Annotated in this window: 2 protein-coding genes; both read right to left on the reverse strand. The window is 71.9% G+C overall.

Going from position 1 to position 2,358, the window contains the following annotated elements:
* A partial coding sequence (locus MXD58_RS29285; RefSeq protein WP_250611391.1) for an ABC transporter ATP-binding protein occupies positions 1 to 1,043 on the reverse strand: 1,043 nt, incomplete at its 3' end.
* A gap of 284 nt (positions 1,044 to 1,327) precedes the next feature.
* Positions 1,328 to 2,323: an alpha/beta hydrolase family protein gene (locus tag MXD58_RS29290; RefSeq protein WP_250611393.1), complete on the reverse strand. Its 996-nt coding sequence runs from the start codon at positions 2,321 to 2,323 to the stop codon at positions 1,328 to 1,330.
* Positions 2,324 to 2,358: the final 35 nt, after the last annotated feature.

Below are 2,358 nucleotides of genomic sequence, written 5' to 3' on the forward strand. Positions count from 1 at the left end.
CGCAGGCGCACCTCGACGTCGCCGGCGGCGCCACCCCCACCGGCACCCGCACCGATGACGATGTGGGCGATCTCCTCGCTGCCGAGGTTCTCCACGGTGCGCACCTTGCCGCGTAGCGCCGGCACCGCGGCGTCGTCGCCGGCCGCGTCGGCGTGCGTTGCGATCAGGTGCTCGGGACGGACGCCGAGCAGCACCTCGCGTCCGGCGGAGGAATCCGCCGCGCCGCCGGCCGGCTGGGGCACGTCGATGCCCAGCGGCACATCAACGCCCGTGGCGACTGCGTGCAGCCGGCCGTCGCGGGTGGTGACCTCGGCGGGGATGAGGTTCATCGGCGGGGATCCGAGGAAGCTCGCGACGAACGCGGAGGCGGGGGCGTCGTACACGTCGGTCGGCGTGCCCACCTGCTCGAGGCGGCCCTTGTTGAGCACGGCCACCGACGTCGCCATCGTCATCGCCTCGACCTGGTCGTGGGTGACGTAGACGAAGGTGCGGCCGAGCCGGCGGTGCAGTTCGGTGATCTCCGTGCGGGTCGCGGTGCGCAGCTGCGCGTCCAGGTTCGACAGCGGCTCGTCCATGAGGAACGCGCCGGGGTCGCGGACCAGGGCGCGCCCGAGGGCGACCCGCTGGCGCTGGCCGCCGGAGAGCTCCCGCGGCCGGCGGTCGAGCAGCGCGGAGAGGTCCAGGATCTGCGCGACCTCGGCGACCCGGGTGCGGATCTCGGCCCGCTTGAGGCGCTGGGCGCGCAGCGGGAAGCCGATGTTGCGGGCGACCGTGAGGTGCGGGTAGAGCGCGTAGCTCTGGAACACCATCGCCAGGTCGCGGTCGCGGGCGGGAATGTCGGTGACGTCGCGGTCGTCGACGAGGATCTGGCCCTCGCTCGGCGCGATGAGGCCGGCGATGGTGCGCAGCAGCGTCGACTTGCCGCAGCCACTCGGCCCGAGCAGCACGAGGAAGTCGCCGTCGGCGATGTCGAGGCTCACGCCATCGACGGCCGTCGTGTCCTGGTAGCGCCGGGTGACGTTACGGACGGTGATGCGACTCACTGGCTCCCCCTGACGGTCCGCGGTTTCGACCGGACTGGCGTCGTGTCCCGAGTGGTGCCGGCTCCGGGCGGTCTCTCCGGATCACGGCGGATCGATGAATTTCCGACGCCCGAACCGTGCAGGAGCCGAATACTTCGATGTCTGCGAGCAGCAGAATTCCAGCAGGCGTCGGTGTATGCGCGGTGAACGGATCGCAACCAGAGGGTCGTTGACCGCCCCTGATTGATGTTTTGAATGGCACGAGAGGAACCGATCACGGCGGCGTCCGTGGTCGCCGCCGTGCGCTATGCCGGAGCCTTCTCGGGTACCCGCCGTTCACGAATCCAGCCGGCCACCGCCGGGCCGATGACGGCGGCGTCCTTCACCCAGGCGAAATGGTCGCGGTGGGCCACTCCGGACGCGGCGGTGATGTGCCAGCGGTCCAGCCGGGCCCGCGGCATCCGGCGACACAGGAAGTCCACGTTCGATCTCGGCCCGAGCCGATCGGCGTCCAACGAGATGGCCAGCACGGGAATGTCCAGGTCAGCCAACAGACGGTCGTAGTTCCGGGCCGTGCCAGCAGGACGGTAACGGCTCGTTCTGGAATGCCGCGCCCAGTCCGTCATCACCCGCCCCGGCATGGCGCCGCCGATGAGCATCCCGCCCGGCCAGTAGCCGCGCAGCCGCGCGACCAGGCCGATCGTCTGGATGGAGTACAGGGCTTCCGCCCAGCGCCGCCATCCGAACGCCTTCCAGTAGACGGTGCCGGTGCCGATGATGCACACCCCGGCGATCTCACCGGATTCGTCGCCGGCCATGGCGGCCGCGTGCAGCAGGCTGAGCTGGCCGCCCAGGCTGTGCCCGAACAGATGGGGCCGCACGCCGGGGAAGCGGGCCCGGACCGCGGCCAGCACCCTCGGCAGGTCGACCTCGATGAGCTCGCGGTAGCCGAACGTTGGCTGGTCGTGCAGGCCGGGGCGGGCCTCGCCCTGGGCGCGCAGGTCGGTTGTCACCACCGACACGCCGGCGGCGTGCAGCGCCTTCGCGATCGGCAGGTAGAACTTCGCCTTCAGCGCCATCGCCGGCATGATCAGCACCACCGGCGCGTCCGGGTCGGCCGCGGGGAGCACCCGCAGCACGAACGTCACGCCGCCCTCGCTCGCCACCGGGATCGACTCCAGCGTGGTGAACTCACTGCGGCGCTTTCCCCCGTCCCCGGCCGGGGTGGCGGGCTGCTCGGCGGGCGGGCCGGGCTCGACGGGCGGCGGCGCGGGCCGGTCCGTGGGGGTGGTCTCGGTCATGGCGTCGGGACCTGCGGTGCGGCGACCATCTCGGC

The sequence above is a fragment of the Frankia sp. AgKG'84/4 genome (assembly GCF_023242965.2).
Lineage (GTDB): Bacteria > Actinomycetota > Actinomycetes > Frankiales > Frankiaceae > Frankia.